The organism is Arthrobacter sp. 10T419 (assembly GCF_056394105.1).
The window spans coordinates 1-371 of record NZ_JBFTHF010000080.1 but is presented as its reverse complement, the minus strand read 5'-3'; the positions used below and the strand labels follow the sequence as shown (position 1 = coordinate 371).

Here is a 371-nt window from a genome sequence, read left to right as displayed (position 1 = left end):
GATCCAGATCGACACGGCCACCCAGGGAGCCGCCGCCGCTGCCGCAAGCACGAGCAGCGACCCGCGCGACGCGGCGCTGCGCCACGGCCGCCAACTCGTCAAGGACGCACTGCGCACCACGCGCGACGTGATTGCCGGCCTGCTCGATGCGGCCACTCCGGCAGCCCCGGAGTCCCCTTGCGCGTTTCCGGTGCAATGCGCGCGGATCGTAGAGGCCGCGCGGCAGCAGAGCCGGCAGGGTATCCATATCGATGTCGATGCGGCGCCGCTGCCCGCCGATCCGCCAGCGGCGGTGGCACGTGTGCTGTTGCGCGCGATACGCGAGCTGCTCGCCAACGCCGGCAAGCATGCGTCGGGGGCGCGCGTGGCGC

1 protein-coding gene is annotated in these 371 nt (G+C 73.0%); it reads left to right on the top strand.

Annotated elements, in window-relative coordinates:
- The coding region (locus AC1DBD_RS17970; RefSeq protein WP_476982749.1) for a sensor histidine kinase at positions 1-371 on the top strand (371 nt) is incomplete at both ends.